Below are 20,637 nucleotides of genomic sequence, written 5' to 3' on the forward strand. Positions count from 1 at the left end.
CTACCCCTCCTTCTCAGAATCATCAACATTGCCGTCTGGCTGTTTTAACAATGCACGCTGCAATGCCCACCATGAAAGTGTTGCGCACTTAATCCGCGCTGGAAAGGTCATGATATTACTTAAAATTGCGGCGTCTTGAAGTTCATCTAAATCTTTTTGAGGATGTTTTTTACCTATGACCATGTCGGAAAAAGTCTTTGCCATGTTCAAGGCTTCATCCTTGGACTTGCCCATCACAGCATCCGTCATCATGCTGGCACTGGATTGACTGATGGTACAGCCATCACCCGTAAACCCAATATCGCTAATTCTATCCTGATCGTCCAGCTGGATATCCAAGTTAATGACATCACCGCAAGTCGGATTCTTCAGCGTGATCTTATGAGTCGCGTCCGGCAGCGCATGTTTGTGATGCGGATGATCCGAGTGATCCAAAATCACTTCTCGATATAAACTATTTAGTTTCTCTAGACCCATGATTGAAGAACTCCTTTGTTTCTTGAAGTGCCACAAGCAAACGATCAGCGTCTGCTTGTGTGTTATACAGATACAGACTAGCACGTGCTGTAGCAGTTAGCCCAAGATATGCCATCAACGGCTGTGCACAGTGATGGCCGGCACGCACTGCCACACCTTCCATGTCTAAGGCTGTAGCAACATCGTGTGGATGCAAGTTCTCTAGATTAAACGCAATGACACCCGTATGCTTGGCGGGGTCTTGTGGCCCATAAACTTGAACACCATCGATAGCTTCCATCTTCGGCAATAGGTAATTCACTAGTTCTTGTTCGTGAGCGCGAACTGTTGACATACCGATACCGGTTAAATAGTCAGCGGCGGCACCTAAGCCAACTGCACCGGCAATATTTTGGGTACCTGCTTCAAATTTATAAGGCAATTCCGCCCAAGTAGATTCTTGCTCGTGAACAAAGCCAATCATTTCACCGCCGTATTGGTAAGGTGGCATTGCCTCTAGTAATTCACGTTTACCATATAAAATACCAATACCAGTAGGGCCCATCATTTTGTGCCCAGAAAAAGCGTAAAAGTCAACGTCTAAGTCCTGCACGTCAACTGCCATGTGAGGAACGGCTTGCGCCCCGTCACCAACGAAAACAGCCCCATGCTGATGAGCTAATTTAGCCAACTGCTTGATTGGGTTAACCGTTCCCATGACGTTAGAGGCATGAGCAACCGCAACAATTTTGGTTTTGTCAGTAATGAGCTGCTTAGCCTCTTCTAAGTCAAGTTCCCCGTTATCCGTTAAATGAATGTACTTTAATGTGGCACCCTTACGAATGGCCAATTGCTGCCACGGAATCAGGTTACTGTGGTGCTCCATGATGGAAATCACAATCTCGTCACCGGCAGAGACATTGGCTTCACCATAGGTACTGGCCACTAAGTTCAAGCCATCTGTACAACCCTTAGTGAAAATAACTTCCTCTGGTTCCGGTGCATGAATAAACTTTTGCATTTTACGACGAGCAGCTTCGTAATCAGCTGTGGCTCTTTCAGCCAGGGTGTGAACGCCACGATGAACATTGGCGTTGTCCGTCTGGTAAAAGTGTGTTAGCGCTTCAATAACTTGGTTTGGGCGTTGAGCAGTAGCGGCATTATCTAAATACACTAAGCGTTCGTCGTTCACTTTTTGATCTAAAATCGGAAAATCCTGTAACAATTTACTCAAAGTGTTGTCCATCTTCAAGCTTCCTTTCAATCATATCAATCATTTCTTGACGGACTTCTGGTAGCGGAATTTCATCCAAAACAGCCCCTAAGAAGCCTCGAATGACCAATCGTTGTGCTAAATTCTTATCAATTCCACGGCTCATCAGGTAATACAACTGATTTTGGTCAACTTGACCCACACTAGCTGCATGCCCAGCAATCACGTCATTTTCATCGATTAACAGAATTGGATTGGCGTCACCATGGGCTTGATTGGACATCATCAGTACCCGATTTTCCTGTTCGGCATTTGCACCGGAAGCACCGTGAATAATATCGCCAATACCGTTAAAGACCAGTTCAGACTTTTCTAGCAGGACACCGCGTTGAGAAATATTAGCGGTAGTATGTTTGCCCCGGTTAACTACCCGGTTGTTAATACCGTTACTTTGTTTACCCGTGGTTACCGCAATCACCTTTGATTCAGAATGAGAACCCTCACCGATTAATTCGCTGGTAATGTCTCCCAGTGTATTCTGATCGTTAACGATTCCGATTGCCCAGTCAAAGCGCGCGTTACGACCGAGATTGGCTCGCCGATGTAGAAACGAATAAGTCTGCTTACCTAATTCATCCACACTAGAGAAGTGAACGCGGCTATTAGCCCCACTCACCACTTCAACCATACAGTGAGCGGCGTTAGCAGCATCACCCTTGGTCGTTAAATGTTGAATGAAAGATAATTGACTATCCTCTTCAGCAATAATCAAAACGTGTGACACCATGGCTTGCTCAACCGTACTATCCTGAATGAGAAACGCCTCAATCGGTTGTTTAATTGCGACACCTTTTGGCACGTATAAAAAGATACCGGAATTTAAAAAAGCTTGTTGATAAGCTGTTAATTTATTTTCGTTATACTTGGTCACTTTTTCCATAAAGTACTTTTTAGTCAACTCTGAATGTTCACGAAACGCACTAAAAATATCGGTTAAAATGACTCCTTGAGCTGCCAGTTCATCCGGTAAGTTAACGGCAACGGTCGTTTGACCAACCTGAACAAACCGGATTTGGTCATCAGCTTTAGGTAAATCATCAGCGAGATGCTTATCACTTTCCCTGAAATCCAGTGACATGTTATCCATCAATGGCCAGCGATGAAAATCATAGCGTTTCATTTCTGGCAATGGCAGATCTTGCATGGCATCAATAGCTGCAAGACGACGATCCACAAACCACTGAGGCTCGCCGTGCTCGTTGGCAGCAGCTTTTACTGCCGTTTTTACTGCTTCATAATCTTGAACGGCACTTATCAAAACGACCCCTCCTTAACGATTATCGTCAACTAAATCAACATCCAGCCCTAACTCGTCACGCAAGCCAGCATACCCTTCACTCTCCAACTTCTTGGCGAGATCTGCGTCACCGCTCTTGACGATCCGGCCGTCCATCATAACGTGCACAACGTCTGGCACGATGTAGTTAAGCAACCGTTGATAGTGGGTGATAATCAATGAACCAAAGTTATCACCACGCATAGAATTAACACCCTTGGAAACAACCTGAAGTGCGTCAATATCAAGCCCAGAGTCAATTTCATCTAATAAAGCAAAGGCTGGTTTAATCATCAATAATTGCAGGATTTCATTACGTTTCTTTTCACCACCGGAGAAGCCTTCGTTAAGGTAGCGTTCGGTCATTTCTTCACTCATGTCCAGTAATGACAAATTCTTATCTAGTTCCTTTAAAAAGGCCATCACTGAGATTTGATCATCTTCTGGTCGACGAGCATTGATCGCTGCGCGCAGGAATTCAGCATTCGTCACACCTTGAATTTCAGCAGGATATTGCATTGCTAAAAACAGACCCTTACGTGCACGTTCATCAACGGGCATGTCCAAAATACTTTCGCCATTCAGCAGAATATCGCCTTGAGTAACATGATAGGCACTGTTGCCCATAATGGTTTGTGACAGTGTTGATTTACCGGTTCCGTTCGGTCCCATGATGGCGTGAATTTCACCCGTATTCATTGTGAGATTTACACCCTTTAAAATTTCGCGGGTCTGGTCTTTTTCTTCTTGAATTTCAACATGCAGATCCTTCACTTCAAGTGTCGCCATATAAATCATCCTCCATTGATCAGTTATCGCTGGAATATTACCTTGACTGAATTCACCAATTATTCCTACGCGAATATTGTTCATTACATCTCTAGATTATAGTTGTTTTCTCATATTATTCAAAGTAGGCATTTCCCTTATACCTAAAAAAATCATATAATGAGATACTATACAGTGAAAGATATTCTTTACTGACTATGAATATTTAACTGATATGCGAATATTATTGATATCACTTGAAAGGTAGATGATCACCATGAATCACTTTATGATCAAGCAGTTTAACGGCCTTGATGAAGCAACCACTCAGCGCCTGCATAGTCTGGGGCTGCAAGTAGGCAGCAACGTACAAGCCATACGCTTTTACCCGTTTCATGGGCCAGTCATCATTCAAGTGGACCATCAAAAGATTGGCATTCGTTATCAGGTGTTTAAACTGCTCACGGGAGGCACGCCACTATGACAACTGTCGCTTTACTCGGCAACCCGAATACCGGCAAAACTACCCTTTTCAATGAACTGACTGATAAATACGCGTATGTTGGCAATTGGACTGGTGTGACAGTCGAAAAAAAGGTCGGACAAATTCGCCATTCACATACGAAAGTCATTGATCTGCCAGGGGTTTATTCCCTAAATCCCATTACCAAGGACGAATCAGTGGTCACCAACTATTTGTTGGGCAATTCGCCTGACTTAATCTTAAACGTCACCAACGCCAGTCAACTCAAGCGAAACCTATTACTATCAATCGAAGTGCTGGAATTAGGTGTTCCCGTGATCATTACCCTCAACATGATCGATGATCTAAAACGGACAGGTCACTACTACAGCTTGGAAACACTCTCAAACGAATTAGGCTGTCCGGTACGAACGACAAACGCCCGTAATAAGGAAGGCTTAACCGAATTAAGATCCGATCTAGTTCGTGACCAAAGTGAAATAAAACCCAATTCGCCACTAAAATTAAATTATCCGTTGATGGTCAACCAGGCGATTCGCCAGGCGGCCTCTTCATTAACGAAAGATTATAAAATTGAGTCAAAGTTTGCTCACTGGCTTGCAATCCAGTACATTAACAACAATAAAGTGGTGCGAAAATACGCTACAATGCATCAACTGAAACCGCTATTATCTCAGAAGGCCTATTACGACGCTCAAAAGTTTGATGATCAAATTTTTGAAACGCGTCTGTCCTTCATTGAAAAAACGTTGGCGTCCGCAACCGAGCAGTTGCAGTCAACGCAGCACGTGGCCATTACCTCTAAAATCGATAAGGTGGTCACTCACCCGATTTTTGGCCTACCCATCTTCGTGGGAATCTTCTACCTCATGTTTAAACTCTCATTTGACTGGATTGGGACACCTCTGTCAGGTTACCTTGATGGCTTCTTGTCTGGACCGATTTCTAGTTGGGCCAATCAATTTTTGACCCAAGCGGGTGCTTTGCCAATGCTACGTTCATTGATCGTGAACGGCCTTATTGCTGGTGTCGGTGGTGTCCTCGTGTTCATCCCACAGATTTTTGTCCTATTTGCTTGTATTACCATTCTCGAAGATTCCGGTTATATGTCACGAGCCGCACTGGTCACTGACCGCATCATGGAGATGATTGGTCTCAATGGTAAAGCGTTTATTCCGTTAATCATTGGTTTTGGCTGCAACGTTACTGGCATCATGGCGGCCCGAACAATCGAACAGCCTAAGGAACGACTGATCACAACCTTGATTTCGCCGTTTATGAGCTGTTCTGCACGGTTACCCATTTATAGCTTGTTTGTCGCAGCCCTGTTTCCTCGCCATCAAGCGCTAATCGTGTTATCACTTTATTTTCTGGGAATCATTGTTGCACTCCTCATGGCTAAGTTTTACCACGTGATTTTTAAAGCTGAAGAACACTCGGTCTTCATCGTGGAGTTACCCCAGTATCACATTCCACGGTTAGATATTGTCTGGCATGGCACTTGGGATAAGGGCAAGGGCTTTATTAAAAAGGCCGGTACGATTATCTTTGCTGGTACCGTTTTGATTTGGTTGCTCTCAAACTTCGGTGTTCATGGCTACGTCACTCAGATCGATCAAAGTTTTGCCGCTAACCTCGGTCAAATTCTCTTGCCTATCTTTAAACCTATCGGCATTTCAACTTGGCAGCCAATCAGTGCTTTACTTACCGGTGTTTTGGCAAAGGAAGTCATCAGTTCCAGCATGATGGTTTTATTCCATACCAGTAATCAAACCGCGCTAATTGCCATGATTGGCGGTAGTTTTACCGCTATATCAGCTTATGCCTTATTAGTTTTTATCTTGCTATATATTCCTTGTTTCGCTACAATTGGGACAATTAAGTCTGAAACAGGTTCCGCAAAGTGGGCAGCCTATTCCGTTATTTCCAGTTTGGCTATTAGTTATACGCTTGCCTTCTTAATTTTCCAGATTGGTTCACTATTGACGTGAAAAGAGGTCATGATTCATGGGATTATTCGTTAATATTCTGATTTTGGCTGCTATTTTCGGTTTTGCAGGCTACCAAATTTACAGAGCCGTGAAACGCTCCAAGCAAGGTAAATGTGCAGCTTGCGATTATGACTGTGAAGCTAAAAAAATGTTAAATCAATCAAAGAAACGTGCCGTGTAAATACAAACAAGCTGTGACAAAACTCGGTAGATTCCAGAGTTTAACGTGAATAATGCCTATCCCACGATTTTTGCGGAATAGGCATTATTTGCGTTAAACGGCCGGAATCTGGGTTTTGACGCGCGATAGCTATATTGACGGATTAAATCAAAGTAGCCATATAACTAATCGTAGCTAAAAAAGAATTGAAATACTTACCAAGATAGACTTATGCCACAACCACTTTTTTCGTAGCAACTAGTATCAAGACCTTATTAATTGTACTAATCAAGAACCTCTCTAAATGATTCTTGCTATATACAATTAGCCCACATTATACTGTTTTAAATAGCTACTTAATGGTACCAGTTGTTGCGCATAGTACCGTTGTTTGAAGGCTTCGATGACATCAGGGTCGAATTTATCTGGATCCAACGTTAATTTTTCAACTGGAATCGGTCGTTCATTTGTCATCCGAATATCAATCAAGACTGGCTTCCCTGACTGAGAAATACTTAAAGCTTGATCGAAGGCATTTTTCACGTCACTGATTTTACTTACTGTAATGCCCGTTAATCCTTGCGCTTCAGCTACCTGGGCAAAATCAGTTTTGGGCAGGCTAATACCAAACCATTCCTGGCCATCGTCTTCCTGTTCGTCTTCAATGTAACCCAGTGCGAGATTGGTAAAGACTACATTGATCACTGGGAGGCCATAGGTTACTTCTGTGGCAAGGTCCTGCATGACCATAGCAGCTGCGCCATCACCCACGAGGTTAAAGACTTGTCGTTGTGGATAGTCCAGTTGCGCTGCGATTGCGCCAGGTAACCCCACGCCCATAGTGGCAAATAGTCCAGATGTGATCCAAGGTTGGCGTCCATTCACTTTTAATAATCGGACCGCATTTTGGGTCACATCACCAACATCAATGGAGTAGATGGCATCATCCGTTGAGATCCGGTTAATTTCTTTGAAGGCAGGCTCAAATCTCAGATCTCCGCTATCTCGATTCATCATATCGTCATTGTACTGGTGCCAGTTAGCGACATTAGCCACGTTGGCAGCATACCATGGTGACGCAGGCGCGTCTTCGCCCAGATCAATTAATCGTTGCAGCGTCTGTTTAACGTCAGCTAAAATGGCCACGTCAGTGTGATGGCGTTTACCTAGCACTTGCGGGTTGGTATCCACTTGCACAAACTTAATATTCGCCTTAAACATTTCTTCAGCAAAGGGGTAATTCGACCCCATAAACAGAATCAAATCCGTTTCTGGCAGCGCTTCATTAGCAGGCTTCGAAGCCACCCGGGCAGCTGATCCTAACAACGCCTCAAAATCATACGGGATGATTTCTTTCCCAAGCGCGGTTGTAATAATCGGTACTTGGAATTTTTGAGCAAACGTCATCACTTCCGATGCCGCGTTGATAGCTCCCTGTCCGACATAGATCAGTGGCTTTTGAGCCTGTTTGAGTAACTCTAACACCTGATTGATTTGATCATCAGCTGGTGCTGCCAGCTGCGGTCGAGCAAAGTTAGCGGCTGAACTATAATAACCGTCTGCTGGAATCGGCTTATTAGCAAGATCATTGGGAATCGTGACGAAGGCTGGACCATGCTGTGCGAAGGCTCGTCGAATCGCTTCATCGATCACATGTGGTAAGCTGGCGGCAGTTGTCACCGTTCGTGCATACACTCCTGGATCATTGAACCAGGGATCCTCATCAAATTCCTGAAAGAAGTCTTCATTCATCAGTCCTTGAGGATTTTGACCAATCAAAAATAAGACTGGAACCTTATCTGCCATTGCATCATACGCACCCTGATATAAATGGGTTGCTCCGGGTCCTGCTGAACCAAAAGCCACTCCGATATGCCCCGTTAACTTCGTATCAGCCACTGCCGCCAAAGCCCCCACTTCTTCATGGCGAACGTGGATGTACTTGATTCGTTCCTGCTCCCTGTCTAATGCATACATCAGATTATTAATTGTCCCACCAGGAATACCGTAGATGTGATCAACGTGCCAACTTTCCAATGTTTTTAGGGCTGCAACACCCGAATTAATGGTCTCTGCCATCGCTGTTTCCTCCTCCAAAGAAAAAATTGTAACATCATTTTTTGCTTAACGTTTTAAGCGCCATCATCATAGAACGTCTGTCTGCCAATATCAATTAACTTGACTTGGTAAAGCAATTAACACTAACTTTTACAAAACTTGCCTTCATTAGACACTTTCATTCGTTAACGATTTGAAAGCACAAGTGTGGAGCACGAACACCCTCTTTTTTCTAAAAAATTGAGACAACCACGGTCAAACTATGTCACGACAAAGTCAGTTTTGCTGGTTTAAGTGACATGCTCACGTGCTCACGTGGCCGCAAATACAATTGGTCCTGACCAAAATGGGTACCGACCACGTCATTTGGGCACAGGATGACCCTTACGTCACTGGTAACGCTCCTGACTTTCTTAGTGGGACCCCCATCAGCGATGAAGACAAAGAAAAAATCGCCCATGGGAACATTGAAAAATTACTCAAATTAAAATCGCCGCTTAAAATTTATGTAAAAAAAAAAAACGACCCGTTAAGGTCGTTTTTTTAGTGTTCTGTTTGATTTAGAATTTAACTTCGCTATCGTCAGAACCCTTTTCGATTAAGTTAACGTTGCTGTTCAAAGCAAATTGAACCATGTTCTTAGCAGCGGTCTTAGTGTAGAAGGCAATATGTGGTGTAACCAAAACGTTTTCACGCTTGAGCAAGTTCTTCAAACGTTCGTCTGGAATAGCATCGAAGCTACCAAAGTCTGTGTTGAAGATACCAACTTCGTCTTCGTAAACATCAAGAGCAGCACCGGCAACCTTGCCTGAGTCCAAGGCACGGATCAAAGCATCAGTGTCGATTAATGCACCACGAGCAGGGTTCAAGATGAACACGCCATCTTTCATCTTGTTGAAGGCATCGTCATCCAGCATGTGTTCGTTTTCCTTAGTAGCTGGTGAATGCAATGAAATAACGTCAGCTTGGGCGTATAATTCATCCAAGGTATCAACGTAGATACCTTCCTTTTCCAATTCTGGATTGTGATAAATATCATAGGCAACGATCTTAGCACCGAAACCACGGTAAATGTTGATTGCTTTACGGCCGATACGACCAGTAGCAATCACACCAACAGTCATTTGATCTAATTCATCGGCAATATCTGGAGCCCAACGAAGGTCACCATGAGCGATTTTACGATCAAAAGTGTTGGTCTTACGAAGTAAACGCATTAATTGCGTTGCAGTCAATTCAGCGATTGCGTTTGGTGAATATGCAGGTACGTTAGTAACCTTGATACCGTTACGCTTGATAGCGTCTGCATCAATGTTATCAACACCAACGTTACGTAGTGAAAGTGACTTGATACCGAAGCTAGCTAACTTGTCCAAAACTTCAGCGGTGTATGGCTTTTGTTGATAAACAACGGCACCATCATAGCCCTTAGCTTGGTCAACAGTTGATTCATCTAATAATTCAGCAACTGCCTTAACCTCGATACCCTTATCCTTTGACCATTGTTTAAGATAAGGCATTTCATCGTCACGAATACCATATGCAATAATTTTCACAATTGTTTCCTCCATTCACTGATATAAATCTATTTTATCATGTTTTCATCAGCTTGATAAGCCTTTCAGAGAATTGTGAAGAAAAAGATAAACTTAATTGTTTCATTGCTTGTCAATTCGGTGTAAACAGTGGCTTCACACGTCAATTTTACTCAACATGGATACCATGCGACCGCAAGTAGGCCACTTTATCTTCTCTTGGCTGATGCTTAAACGCATATTCTGCTTTCAACGCAGCTGATTTAGAATCGAAAGTCTCAAAGTAAATCAGCTTTAACGGGTGCCTGCTTTTGACCCGGGTATATTTGGCACCCTTCCCCGCTTGATGCGCGGCAAAGCGTTTGTACACATCGGTGGAATAACCGCCGTATAGACTGTTATCCGCGCAGAGTAAGACGTAAAAATAATACTGCTTCTTCGTTTTAGTCACCGTATAACATCTTCTTTACCGGCGCAGAATATTCACCAGACTCATCATACGTCATCAGCGGCGGTAGTACTTTTAAACCACTAGGTCGGCCATCTTTAATGGCTTCAACCAGCACAATATTCGCATCCCGTCCCACTTTCGGGTAAACAAACTGAAGGCGTTTAACAGCCAACCGATGCTTGCCCATCATGGTGGTCATCTCAAGTAATCGGTCAGGTCGATAAACGAAAAAGGCTTTTCCATTCATTTTCAATAAACCACTAGTTACTTCGATCACGTTTTCTAGTGACGTGGCAATTTCATGTCGAGCGATGGCTAAGTACTGATTAGGATTCTTTTTGCTGTCTGGTAGATCTGCGAAGTACGGCGGATTACAAACCACTGTATCTACAGAATCTTTGCTGATCTGATCAAAAATCGTTGCTAAGTCTTGTTGATACACCGTAATCTGGTTATCAAGCTGGTTTAAGGCCACTGACCGTTTCGCCATATCAGCCAACCGGTCCTGAATTTCCACCATTGCAATGTGGCCTTTTACCTTTGGTGCCATAAATAGGCTCACCGCCCCATTACCAGCACACAGATCCACTAATTTTCCGGACTGCTTGACTGGTGGTTTAGCAAAATTTGCTAATAAAACCGCATCCAACGAGAACGAAAAAACTTGTGGACTCTGAATAATTTTAATATCTTGACTATAAAGCTGGTCGATTCGCTCGCCAGGCAGTAACTCTGGAGTTGTCAAATAATCACCCATTTCGTTGATGTTTCAGCTACTATCTTGATAATAGCCACCGTTACTTCATGTGAATCAATGCTTAACCATCTTACTATTTTTAAAGAACATATCAAGTCTTCATCACTATCTTTGAGAACCACTTGCTAACCTAATGTTAATGCCATAACCCAAGACTTTTATGGGTGACTGGTTTATAATAATTACGATTATAACTTTACTTAAGAGAGGTCACACAATGTTTTATTCGTTTATTCGTGTTGTTGTTCGTGTGCTGGTTTACATCATTAACGGTAAACCGAGCTTTGAACACACTGAAAGACTCCCTAAGGGCAATTATATCTTAGTTGGGCCCCACAGAACTTGGTTCGACCCGATTTACTATGCTTTAGCGGGCAGCCCTAAAAAATTCAGTTTTATGGCTAAAATCGAGTTATTTAAGAATCCCATTTTACGCTGGATACTAAAGCATGCTAACGCCTTCCCAGTTGATCGGAAAAATCCGGGGCCTTCTGCCATCAAAACACCGGTCCGTCTCCTGAAAAACAGTGATTTATCCTTAATCATGTTTCCATCGGGTACTCGCCATTCCCAAGATTTAAAGGGTGGCGTGGCCGTGATTGCCAAGCTGTCAAAGGTGCCCATCGTGCCAACAGTTTATCAAGGACCGTTAACGTTTAAACAACTTTTTAGCCGTCAGAAAATTACCGTTTCGTTTGGTGATGCTTTCACGGTTGATCCAAAAATGAAGTTAAATGAGGAAGGCTTTAAAGAAATCGAAACTAAGATGCAAACTGGCTTTGATCGGTTAGATAAAGAAATTGACCCTAACTTTCAGTATGTGGATCCTAAAACACATCCACAAGCCTAATTTTTAACGTTAACTCAGTTCCAGCTATTTAAAACAAAAAATCTCCGTTCTGATAAACACTATCAGAATGGGGATTATTTGTTTTAAGCACGTTCTATTACACCCCTAGTCAAGGTGTGCTGTATTTTGCAACTGAATCATATCATAATAGGCTCCCTTTTGAGCCATCAATTCATCATTCGTACCGCGTTCAATAATCTTACCCTGACGCAGAACTAAGATCAGGTCAGCATTTTGAATCGTTGATAGTCGGTGAGCAATCGCAATGGTTGTTCGACCAGATTGCAGTTTAGCCAAACTCTTTTGAATCTCCTGCTCAGTTTCCGTATCAATGTTAGCGGTGGCTTCATCCAAAATTAAAATTTTAGGATCAGTCACTACAGTTCGTGCGAACGAAATCAACTGTTTTTGACCACTTGAATAGCCATTACCACGTTCAATCACTTTTGAATCATACCCTTTTGGTAGTGAGTCAATCATCTCACCAGCATTAACAAACTCAGCAGCTGCCCGAACCTGCTGATCAGAAATGGACTGGTCAAACATTCGGATATTGGACGCCACCGTTCCATAAAACAGGAATGGTTCTTGCAGCACCAGCCCCATTTTATGACGCAACGTGGCGTAATCGTATTCACGAATGTCATGGTCATCGATTAATACCTGACCTGACTGGAACTCGTAAAAACGCATCAAAACATTAATGATCGATGATTTACCACTACCCGTTTCACCTACTAATGCAACCGTTTGACCGGGTTCGGCAACAAAGGAAATATCGTCTAAAATTGGTGTTTCGCCATCGTAAGAAAAACTAACGTGTTTGAATTCAATTTTACCGTTCCTAATGTCTCTACCCGAAACGGGTTTTTGTTGTGGCACAGCAGTATTACTGGCCATTAATTTCATCACTCGGGAACCCGAAACGATTCCCTCCTGAAAATCACTCAAGTTATCCATCATACTGGTCATCGGGTTGAACAGATTATTCAAATAAGTGACGAAGGCATAAATCATACCAGCTGGCACGAACCCGTTTAAGCCACGAACACCAAACAGTGTCAAAACGAAAATAACACCTAAAGAATAAAAGAGGTCAATCAACGGACTCAACAGCAGTGAATTAACTCGAATCATCGCTTGTCGAGATTTAAAATAAGCGCTATTAGTATCATCAAATTCGTGGTTCATCCGTTTCTCCTGCCGAAATTGCTGGATAATACTGATCCCCGTAATCGCTTCGGATAAGCGCGCATTCAACTCACTAAGTCGTTCGCGCATCCGCCGATAAACCTTTGAACTATAACGTTGATAATACCAAATCGTGACCACTAATAATGGCAGCAAAATCAAGAGCCAAATTGCCACTTTCGCGTCCAAAAGAAACATGGCGATCACTGATGAAATCACGGAAAACAGCGCCACAATCAAGCTACTGAATAACTGCCAAAACGTACTAAACGACATAGTATCATTGGTCAGCCGTGACAAAATCGACCCGCTAGGCACTTGATCATAAAAGCGCATGCCAAAATGATGCAGTTTTTCAAACAACTGACGGCGCACACTTTCCAACATATATTCTGCACCCATGCTGTACAGGTAGGCCTGAAAGAACTGCATCACTGCACGAGTAATCATCGCAAAAAGGTAAAAGGCAGCGAAAAACCACATGATTTTCAGATCAGCCCGACCGACTTTGAGGTAGTTATCCATATAATCACTCAAAATCATTGGTAACAAAATATTAATCACACTGACCAAGGCAGCTAGTACAATGGCGACAATAAAGTGCCGCCAATAGGGTTTGGCATAACCGATCAAGCGAGAAACAATGTGCATTTGTTCCTTGATGGGAATACTCTTCGCCCAAGCGGATTCGTGTTCATTATTCTTCACCATCAGCCCCCCTTACGCGCATTTCCAATTCCTGTCGTTCAAACATTTGACGATACCAACCGTCTTGTGCCATTAACTGGGTATGATTACCACGTTCAGCAATCATCCCATGGTCCATAACAATAATCTCATCGGCTCGCATCACTGAACTCAATCTATGGGCTGCGATAATCGTCGTTTTACCAGCCCGCTCTCGCTGCAAGTTGGTTAAAATCTGACTTTCAGTTTCGGCATCCACGGCCGATAGTGCATCATCCAAAATCAAGAGTTCTGGTTTAATGAGTAGCACGCGGGCGATTGCGACTCGCTGACGTTGGCCACCAGAAAGTGAGACCCCTTCCTCACCGACTAATGTATCGTAGCCATTTTCAAAATGTTGAATTTGATCAGATAAGTCTGCATCTGCCACAGCAGCCTGAACTTCCTCATCGGTGGCGTCAGGTTTAGCAAACGCGATATTATCCCTCACAGACTCCGAAAACAGAAAGCTGTCTTGAGGTACATAACCAATAGCGGGCAAATAACTGTCTAATTGATAGTCAATAATATTGGTTCCACCATAGCTGATTTGACCCTGATACCGTTCAAATTGACGGAGTAATAACCGCATGATCGTGGTTTTACCCGCGCCCACACGACCAACGATCCCCAAAGTTTTACCAGCTGGAATCGTAAAGTTCACGTTTTTGAGTGCCACTTGGGGGTCATCTGGATAATGGAATTCAGCCAGATTAAAGGTTAAATCACCAGCTGGACGTTCACTGCGACTCTTAATTTGGTCAATCACCTGAGATTTTTCGTTGATCAGGTTCATGACTCGATCGTAGCTGGCATTCCCACGTTCCATGGTGTTAAACAGCATCCCCACCGCAAAAATCGGCCAGATCATCATGGAAAGGTACGTGATAAATGAAACCAAATTACCAATCGTAATCACGTGACTCACAACTAATGAACCACCCATGACAATGGTGGCCACATAGGCTAGTGCAATAATTACAGTGGTAATGGGATCAAATAACGCATCCAGACGATTGACTCGTCGATTGACCTTGATGGTTTGATCCACCTGCTGGTTAAAATCAGCAATATCTTCGCGTTCCTGCCCCAGGCTCTTAATGACTTTAACGCCACTAATGCTTTCCTGAGCTTTATTATTTAAGCGTGAAAACGCAGCTTGGGAATCGCGGAAGGCAACGTTAATTTTTTGACCAAGATAGTACGCCATTACCGCCAGTAACGGAAACGGCAGGACGGCAATCAACGTTAACCGCCAGTTAACCAACGTCATCATGGCAATCAGTGTCGTCCCACCAGTAATAATTGAATCTGCAAATTGAAGGATACCGCCACCAGCCACTCGTTGAATAGCTTGTAAATCATTGGTGGCACGAGCCATTAAATCACCCGTCCGGTACTTCTGGTAAAAGGTTTGATCCATACCCATATAATGGTTAAAAAGTCGCTGTCGCAGTGTTTTTTCTAGTTTCGCGGCCGCACCCCAAATCGCAGTACGCCACATATAACGTGCCCCGTATTGACCCAGTGCAGCAACTAACAGAATCAGTAAATCAGTCACTAATAGTTTCACCGTTAACTGATGGTTATGAATCAAATCAACAACAACCCCAATCATCCTTGGTGGAATAATTGCGAGTAAAGCCGTAATCAGTAGTCCCAATAAGCCGAATAAGTACGTTTTCCATTCCGCTTTGAAATACCAGCCTAGTTTTTTAAAGATACTCATGCGATCACCTCCTTGATTTCCTGACAAATTAAAAAGACTCGGGATTACCCAAGCCTTCGTATTAAGAATGCGAATTAACGCTTTTCTGATTGCTGTTGTTTCATGCTGTTCATCATTTGACGCAACTTCTTTTCTGAAGGACGTTGTCCCATTTGCATCATCATCATGCGCAATTGGTCTTCGTTGATTGGTGGATTTTCACGAATGTACTTTTCCATATACTTACGTGCAGCGAAGAACCCAATTGCTAAACCGGCTAATAAAGCAACGATTACAATTAGAATCCAAATTCCAGTGCTCAAGTGGATGTGCCTCCTTTTCAGTAGCTTCCAGTTAACAATATTACACAAGTTCAGCCCATTTTAAAAGGTTTTCTGAAGGAAAGGGTAAATCGTTTACCGTAAACCCTTCTTTTTTTGAATTTCTTGAACCTTTTTCGGTGTAACTTCCTTACCTGATTTATCGAAAACACGTAACATTTCAATATCATTTTTAAAACTTGCGCGGAACTGCTTGAGATACTTCTGGCGCAAATCTTTTCGTTCTACCTTTTCAAGTTCAGTTAAGCCCTCTGCTTTTGCTTTTCTAGCTAATTCATTAATACGGGCGATTAATTCTTTCATTTCGGTCTCTGCCATTAAATTCACTCCCTTGTACAAACATGCTTTAATATAATAACGCGAAACCCAAATTGGTTCAAGGCAGAAAGCCTATTATAGGGTAAGAAAACAACTCAAATGAATGATAAACATCATGCCTTTTCCAATTTCATCAGAAAAGCGAACACTTGTTTGAAATAATGTGCCAAATATGCTATCATTACGGTAATTCAAACCGAATGTTAGAGGTGAAACCATGACAAAATCTTCAGATTCGAAACAACTCGCAATTTTGCGATTTATTTATGACCAGACTCAATCACACGGTTATCCGCCGACAGTTCGTGAAATTGGTGAAAAAGTGGGTCTTAGCTCAACCTCAACCGTGCATGGTCACATTGCTAGGCTGGCTAAAAAAGGGCTTCTAATTAAGGACCCCACTAAACCACGGGCACTGGAAGTCACTGATCTGGGAATCGATGCATTAGGCATTATTAAAACGCCCACCAAGATCCCAGTATTAGGTACTGTGGCTGCTGGTGAACCCATCTTAGCTGTTCAAGAAGCCGTTGACTATTTCCCCGTTCCCGATCAACTAGTGGACGAAGCCGGCGACTTATTCATGCTTCAGATTCGTGGCGAAAGTATGATCAACGCAGGTATCCTGAACGGCGATAAGGTGATTGTTAAAAAGCAGCATTCAGCCGAAAACGGTGAAATTGTGATTGCCATGACTGAAGAAAATGAAGCAACGTGCAAGCGATTCTATAAGGAAGACCATTACTACCGCTTACAGCCAGAAAACGATACGATGGCGCCGATTATTTTGAATCAAGTTACTATTTTGGGCAAAGTAATCGGTTTATACCGTGACGAAATTTTCTAATAACACGTTCAAAAAACAGCAGGCAATCGCCTGCTGTTTTTATTTATTTCTTCACTATTCACCACGATCTACATACTGTCGCTGGTCGTGTTCGATACCCTTCAATACAAAGCGTGCATCATCGTGGCTCAGATCAAGCAACACATCATGGTCTGGTAATTGTTGAGAAAAGAGTCGTTCGTACTGCGTCATAGTTAATCGCTGACGACTACGAAAGAAATCTGTAAACCAGCTTTTTGAGGCTTGAACCTCAAAGCTGTCACTGATCGTCCCGCTATAAAATTCGCCCTCTGCGCCAGACCCATAACTGAAAAGGCCGACTCTTTGTCCGGGTTTCAAATCAGCGTTATCAAATAGTGATCGCAGGCTGAGATAAAGGGACCCAGTGTAAAGGTTCCCCACCTGACGATTATATTGTCGGCTGGCCTCAAAATTAGCCATCAACTGTTTTTGCTGACCCTCACTGGCTTCTGGCAAAATCGCCCGTAATCCCTTTAATCCCATTTTCGTAAACGGCAAATGAAACGCAAATGCCGTAAAGTCATCAATGGTGCGCTCAGTCTGCTGTTGATAATCCTGCCAAACGGCTTTGAAAAAGCCCACGTAAACATTCTCGGAATAACGGCCATCCACCAATGCTTCTGTGCGATAAAGTGGGCGCCAAAAATCCATGATATCTTCAGAACGAAACGCTGACGCATCATCCAGGTTTAACAGTCTAGGTTCAGCACTGATGGTGATTGCTACCGCACCGCCACCCTGCGTCACTTCACCTGGGGTGTTCAACCCATAACGGGCAATGTCAGCACCAATGACTAAAACCTGTTTATCGGGGTGGAGTCGGACATAATCATGAGCGAACTGAACCCCAGCTGTGGCACCGTAACAGGCTTGTTTGATTTCAACTGCCCGAATATTATCTGGTAACTTTAATAATCGTTTCAGGTAGATAGCTGCAGACTTTGAGTTATCAATGCCAGACTCAGTTCCGAACAGGACCATGGCTATTTTATCCCGATTAGTATCGTCGATCACTTGTATTGCGGCATTGGCTGCTAGTGTAACGGCATCCTGTGTCACTGGGATAACCGACTGTTCTGACTGGCCAATACCGATCCGATATTTATCTGGCTCTTCGCCCCTTGCATGTGCCAAATCAACAAGGTCCAAATAGGTTTTTGGCGTGTAAAACGCTAACTGATCAATTCCAATTTGCATAATTTTCTCCTTATTGCTTACTATTTACCTAAATAGTGATAATTATAATCCATACCCTCTTTATAAAGCTGGTAAGACGCTTCAGATTCATCCGCAAAGATCACCGAAATTGCTGGCGTACCCCAAGATGAATAGCCCCAAAAGACTGTATCATCATAATCATAACTGTCGTTGGGGTGTCGGTAAAATCCTCGCGTTCGGTCCCAGATCGTACCGTGAGTTCTAACCCAATCTTCAGCAATACCAGCCTTTACTTCATCTAGGCGTTCACTGTTATCTAAAATCAACTGTTGTAGCCGATCCCAGTCGATTTGCCAATCATGTTGCTTAGGTCGTGGCTGACCGTCTTGATAAACGGTTGAAGACTCAATGACGTTTAACTGAATCGGTACCAAATCTTGAAAACGCATGGAAATTCCTCCCTCAATTAAGTACCACTATTTGTACCGTCTGCTTTTGATTTATTCGTATACCATGCTATCATAGTATTAACCGCTTACCAAGCAGTGTCTTCTTGGCGATTGACGTTTCACCATGAACTAAAAAGCAATTTGAATCAAAAATAATTATACCTAAAATGAGGTGTTAAGATTGGTAAGTACTACTGTAAAAGTGATTGCACCAGAAGGATTAACTGGGGACAAGGTGAACCAACTTACTAATGAGTTAGCTAAGTACGATTTTACAATTACGTTAGCGTATAACGGTACCAAGACAAACGCGAACAGTTCACTGGGTGTCATGAGCTTAGGTGTACCCAGCGGTGCGGAAATTGAAATTGGCGTTAACGGCACAACTGAACAGTTAGAATCAGCCGTTCAAACTCTGATTGATCACCAAATGGTGACTAAACTTTAGCTTTATTCATTAACCGGTTGCCTTTCAGCAGCCGGTTAATTTAACAAAAACGAGAATGTGTTGAGGGGATTTTATATTATGCAATTATCAAAACAACTATTGACGGGGCTGGCAACTGCTGGTGCGGTACTTTTAGTGGGGAGCCGTAACGCCAGTGCAACACTTAATCCAAGCAGCTCACAGCCACGAACTGACATGGTAGATTTATCTAGCTGGCAATCCAATTTAGGCGCCACTGATTATCAGAAACTCCATGATGCCGGTGTGAAGGCAGTTGCCATCAAAGCAACTGAAGGCACTTCATACACTAGCCCCGTTCTTAAGCAACAATCACAGGATGCGGCGGACGCAAATCTAGCGGTGAACTACTACCACTTTGCCCACTTTACTTCCGTGGCTAGTGCTCAAGCTGAGGCGCAAAACTTTATCAACGCCGTCCAGTCAGTGACTAGTTCAAAGAACATGGTCATGGTCGTTGATTTTGAATCCAGTGAACTATCAGGCTTGTCTAAGAGCCAAAACGATGCTGATTTAGCCGCTTTTGACAGTGTATTAAACGCTGCCGGCTATAACAAGACCGATTTATATACCATGTCCAGTTGGGTAGGTAACCGCATCGACACCAATGACAGCAACAAAGGTTGGATCGCACAGTGGCCATCAAATCCCACTGGTACAAAATATCCATCCGCTAACGCCTGGCAATGGGCCTCTGATTACCGCTTTAGCGGTGAATCACAGAACCTAGATGTTAGTCAATTAAATAACGAATTTTACGTAAACGGTAGTACAAACACGGCGGTTCACACCAGTCCAAGCAGCTCCACACCAAAGACGACGCTGGTTAAAGTACCCGCACCTGCGCCAACCTCTTCTTCAAGCTATTCAGCTGCACGTTCTAATTCTGTGAAATTAATCTGGCGTGGTTCAATGCATCGTCATGCCTACTGGACGCTTTCTGGCGCTCGCTACTCTAAGCACTTAGGCATCAAATACGCTGACATGAAAAACCTGCCGCACACAACTTGGTATACTGACGGCCACGAGAAACTTTACCGTAAAGCTTCTCACAGCTCGGCCATTTATTACCATGTCCGTAGCGGTAACGGCAAACACTCTGGTTGGATCTGGCGCGGTTATCTGCATGCTGGTGTCAATCCAAATGCTTAATCCTTAAATTTAATGAATTAAAATGGTAATTGTGACAAAACTCGGTAGATGCCAGAATTTAATGTAAATAATGCCTATTCCGTGATTTTTGCGAAATAGGCATTATTCACGTTACTAGCCGAATCCTGAGTTTTGTCGCGTAATTAGGCTATATTGACATATAGAGCTAAAGCACACTAAGTACTATTTTGGGCTAAAAAT

The 20,637-nt window shown here is 43.2% G+C and carries 21 protein-coding genes; 7 read left to right on the plus strand and 14 right to left on the minus strand.

Features of this window, described 5'->3' with window-relative positions; genetic code table 11:
* The 4 genes from sufU to sufC are packed head-to-tail and all read right to left on the minus strand — an operon-like array spanning position 1 to position 3,794.
* Entirely contained in the window at positions 1-477 is a 477-nt protein-coding gene (gene sufU, locus AC6H04_RS07125) for a Fe-S cluster assembly sulfur transfer protein SufU (RefSeq protein WP_497571047.1), read from the minus strand.
* On the minus strand, positions 455-1,702 hold the full coding sequence (locus AC6H04_RS07130) for a cysteine desulfurase (protein WP_497571048.1): 1,248 nt from the start codon (positions 1,700-1,702) through the stop codon (positions 455-457). Before AC6H04_RS07130 ends, sufU begins: the two co-directional genes overlap by 23 nt.
* The gene (gene sufD, locus AC6H04_RS07135) at positions 1,683-2,984 is read right to left on the minus strand and encodes a Fe-S cluster assembly protein SufD (protein WP_497571066.1); all 1,302 of its coding nucleotides are present in this window, start codon (positions 2,982-2,984) and stop codon (positions 1,683-1,685) included. Before sufD ends, AC6H04_RS07130 begins: the two co-directional genes overlap by 20 nt.
* Before the next feature lie 15 nt (positions 2,985-2,999).
* Entirely contained in the window at positions 3,000-3,794 is a 795-nt protein-coding gene (gene sufC, locus AC6H04_RS07140; RefSeq protein ID WP_497571049.1) for a Fe-S cluster assembly ATPase SufC, read from the minus strand.
* A gap of 256 nt (positions 3,795-4,050) precedes the next feature.
* Between sufC and AC6H04_RS07145 the strand changes: the two genes are divergently transcribed.
* From AC6H04_RS07145 to AC6H04_RS07155, 3 genes are read left to right on the plus strand one after another with little or no spacing between them, the layout of a single operon-like run.
* Entirely contained in the window at positions 4,051-4,257 is a 207-nt protein-coding gene (locus AC6H04_RS07145) for a FeoA family protein (RefSeq protein WP_497571050.1), read from the plus strand.
* The gene (gene feoB, locus AC6H04_RS07150) at positions 4,254-6,248 is read left to right on the plus strand and encodes a ferrous iron transport protein B (protein ID WP_497571051.1); all 1,995 of its coding nucleotides are present in this window, start codon (positions 4,254-4,256) and stop codon (positions 6,246-6,248) included. Before AC6H04_RS07145 ends, feoB begins: the two co-directional genes overlap by 4 nt.
* 16 nt (positions 6,249-6,264) lie before the next feature.
* A complete protein-coding gene (locus tag AC6H04_RS07155; protein ID WP_497571052.1) occupies positions 6,265-6,429 on the plus strand; it encodes a FeoB-associated Cys-rich membrane protein in 165 nt (54 codons plus the stop codon).
* Between the two features lie 303 nt (positions 6,430-6,732).
* Here AC6H04_RS07155 and spxB read toward each other — a convergent pair whose 3' ends face one another.
* The 4 genes from spxB to AC6H04_RS07175 all read right to left on the minus strand — a co-directional run bounded on the left by spxB (position 6,733) and on the right by AC6H04_RS07175 (position 11,197).
* Positions 6,733-8,487, minus strand: a complete 1,755-nt coding sequence (gene spxB, locus AC6H04_RS07160; RefSeq protein ID WP_497571053.1) for a pyruvate oxidase — start codon at positions 8,485-8,487, stop codon at positions 6,733-6,735.
* A gap of 539 nt (positions 8,488-9,026) precedes the next feature.
* Complete coding sequence (locus tag AC6H04_RS07165) at positions 9,027-10,022, minus strand: D-2-hydroxyacid dehydrogenase (RefSeq protein WP_497571054.1); 996 nt, start codon at positions 10,020-10,022, stop codon at positions 9,027-9,029.
* 148 nt (positions 10,023-10,170) lie between these two features.
* On the minus strand, positions 10,171-10,452 hold the full coding sequence (locus tag AC6H04_RS07170) for a GIY-YIG nuclease family protein (protein ID WP_497571055.1): 282 nt from the start codon (positions 10,450-10,452) through the stop codon (positions 10,171-10,173).
* A complete protein-coding gene (locus tag AC6H04_RS07175; protein ID WP_497571056.1) occupies positions 10,445-11,197 on the minus strand; it encodes a tRNA1(Val) (adenine(37)-N6)-methyltransferase in 753 nt (250 codons plus the stop codon). Before AC6H04_RS07175 ends, AC6H04_RS07170 begins: the two co-directional genes overlap by 8 nt.
* A gap of 229 nt (positions 11,198-11,426) precedes the next feature.
* Here AC6H04_RS07175 and AC6H04_RS07180 point away from each other — a divergent pair, with 229 nt between their 5' ends.
* Complete coding sequence (locus AC6H04_RS07180; RefSeq protein ID WP_497571057.1) at positions 11,427-12,059, plus strand: lysophospholipid acyltransferase family protein; 633 nt, start codon at positions 11,427-11,429, stop codon at positions 12,057-12,059.
* Between the two features lie 105 nt (positions 12,060-12,164).
* On the opposite strand, the gene AC6H04_RS07185 is transcribed toward AC6H04_RS07180, so the two are convergent.
* The 4 genes from AC6H04_RS07185 to AC6H04_RS07200 all read right to left on the minus strand — a co-directional run bounded on the left by AC6H04_RS07185 (position 12,165) and on the right by AC6H04_RS07200 (position 16,343).
* Positions 12,165-13,961, minus strand: coding sequence for an ABC transporter ATP-binding protein (locus AC6H04_RS07185; protein WP_497571058.1), 1,797 nt, complete (start codon positions 13,959-13,961; stop codon positions 12,165-12,167).
* Positions 13,948-15,705 (minus strand): ABC transporter ATP-binding protein, encoded by a 1,758-nt coding sequence (locus tag AC6H04_RS07190; RefSeq protein WP_497571059.1) that lies wholly within the window; start codon positions 15,703-15,705, stop codon positions 13,948-13,950. Before AC6H04_RS07190 ends, AC6H04_RS07185 begins: the two co-directional genes overlap by 14 nt.
* Before the next feature lie 74 nt (positions 15,706-15,779).
* On the minus strand, positions 15,780-16,007 hold the full coding sequence (locus AC6H04_RS07195; protein WP_098824992.1) for a YneF family protein: 228 nt from the start codon (positions 16,005-16,007) through the stop codon (positions 15,780-15,782).
* 93 nt (positions 16,008-16,100) lie between these two features.
* Positions 16,101-16,343 carry a DUF896 domain-containing protein gene (locus AC6H04_RS07200; protein WP_497571060.1) on the minus strand — a complete coding sequence of 81 codons (243 nt, stop codon included), beginning with the start codon at positions 16,341-16,343 and terminating at the stop codon, positions 16,101-16,103.
* Between the two features lie 217 nt (positions 16,344-16,560).
* Here AC6H04_RS07200 and lexA point away from each other — a divergent pair, with 217 nt between their 5' ends.
* The gene (gene lexA, locus AC6H04_RS07205) at positions 16,561-17,190 is read left to right on the plus strand and encodes a transcriptional repressor LexA (RefSeq protein WP_497571061.1); all 630 of its coding nucleotides are present in this window, start codon (positions 16,561-16,563) and stop codon (positions 17,188-17,190) included.
* A gap of 54 nt (positions 17,191-17,244) precedes the next feature.
* Here the strand turns inward: lexA and AC6H04_RS07210 are convergent, their stop codons facing one another.
* Entirely contained in the window at positions 17,245-18,408 is a 1,164-nt protein-coding gene (locus AC6H04_RS07210) for a hydroxymethylglutaryl-CoA synthase (RefSeq protein ID WP_497571062.1), read from the minus strand.
* Positions 18,409-18,428: 20 nt separating this feature from the next.
* Positions 18,429-18,818, minus strand: coding sequence for a hypothetical protein (locus AC6H04_RS07215; RefSeq protein ID WP_497571063.1), 390 nt, complete (start codon positions 18,816-18,818; stop codon positions 18,429-18,431).
* A gap of 181 nt (positions 18,819-18,999) precedes the next feature.
* On the opposite strand from AC6H04_RS07215, the gene AC6H04_RS07220 reads away from it, so the two are divergent.
* Positions 19,000-19,266, plus strand: a complete 267-nt coding sequence (locus tag AC6H04_RS07220) for an HPr family phosphocarrier protein (RefSeq protein ID WP_497571064.1) — start codon at positions 19,000-19,002, stop codon at positions 19,264-19,266.
* Positions 19,267-19,344: 78 nt separating this feature from the next.
* A complete protein-coding gene (locus AC6H04_RS07225; protein WP_497571065.1) occupies positions 19,345-20,436 on the plus strand; it encodes a GH25 family lysozyme in 1,092 nt (363 codons plus the stop codon).
* Positions 20,437-20,637: the final 201 nt, after the last annotated feature.

This window comes from Secundilactobacillus sp. MJ173 (genome assembly GCF_059704265.1).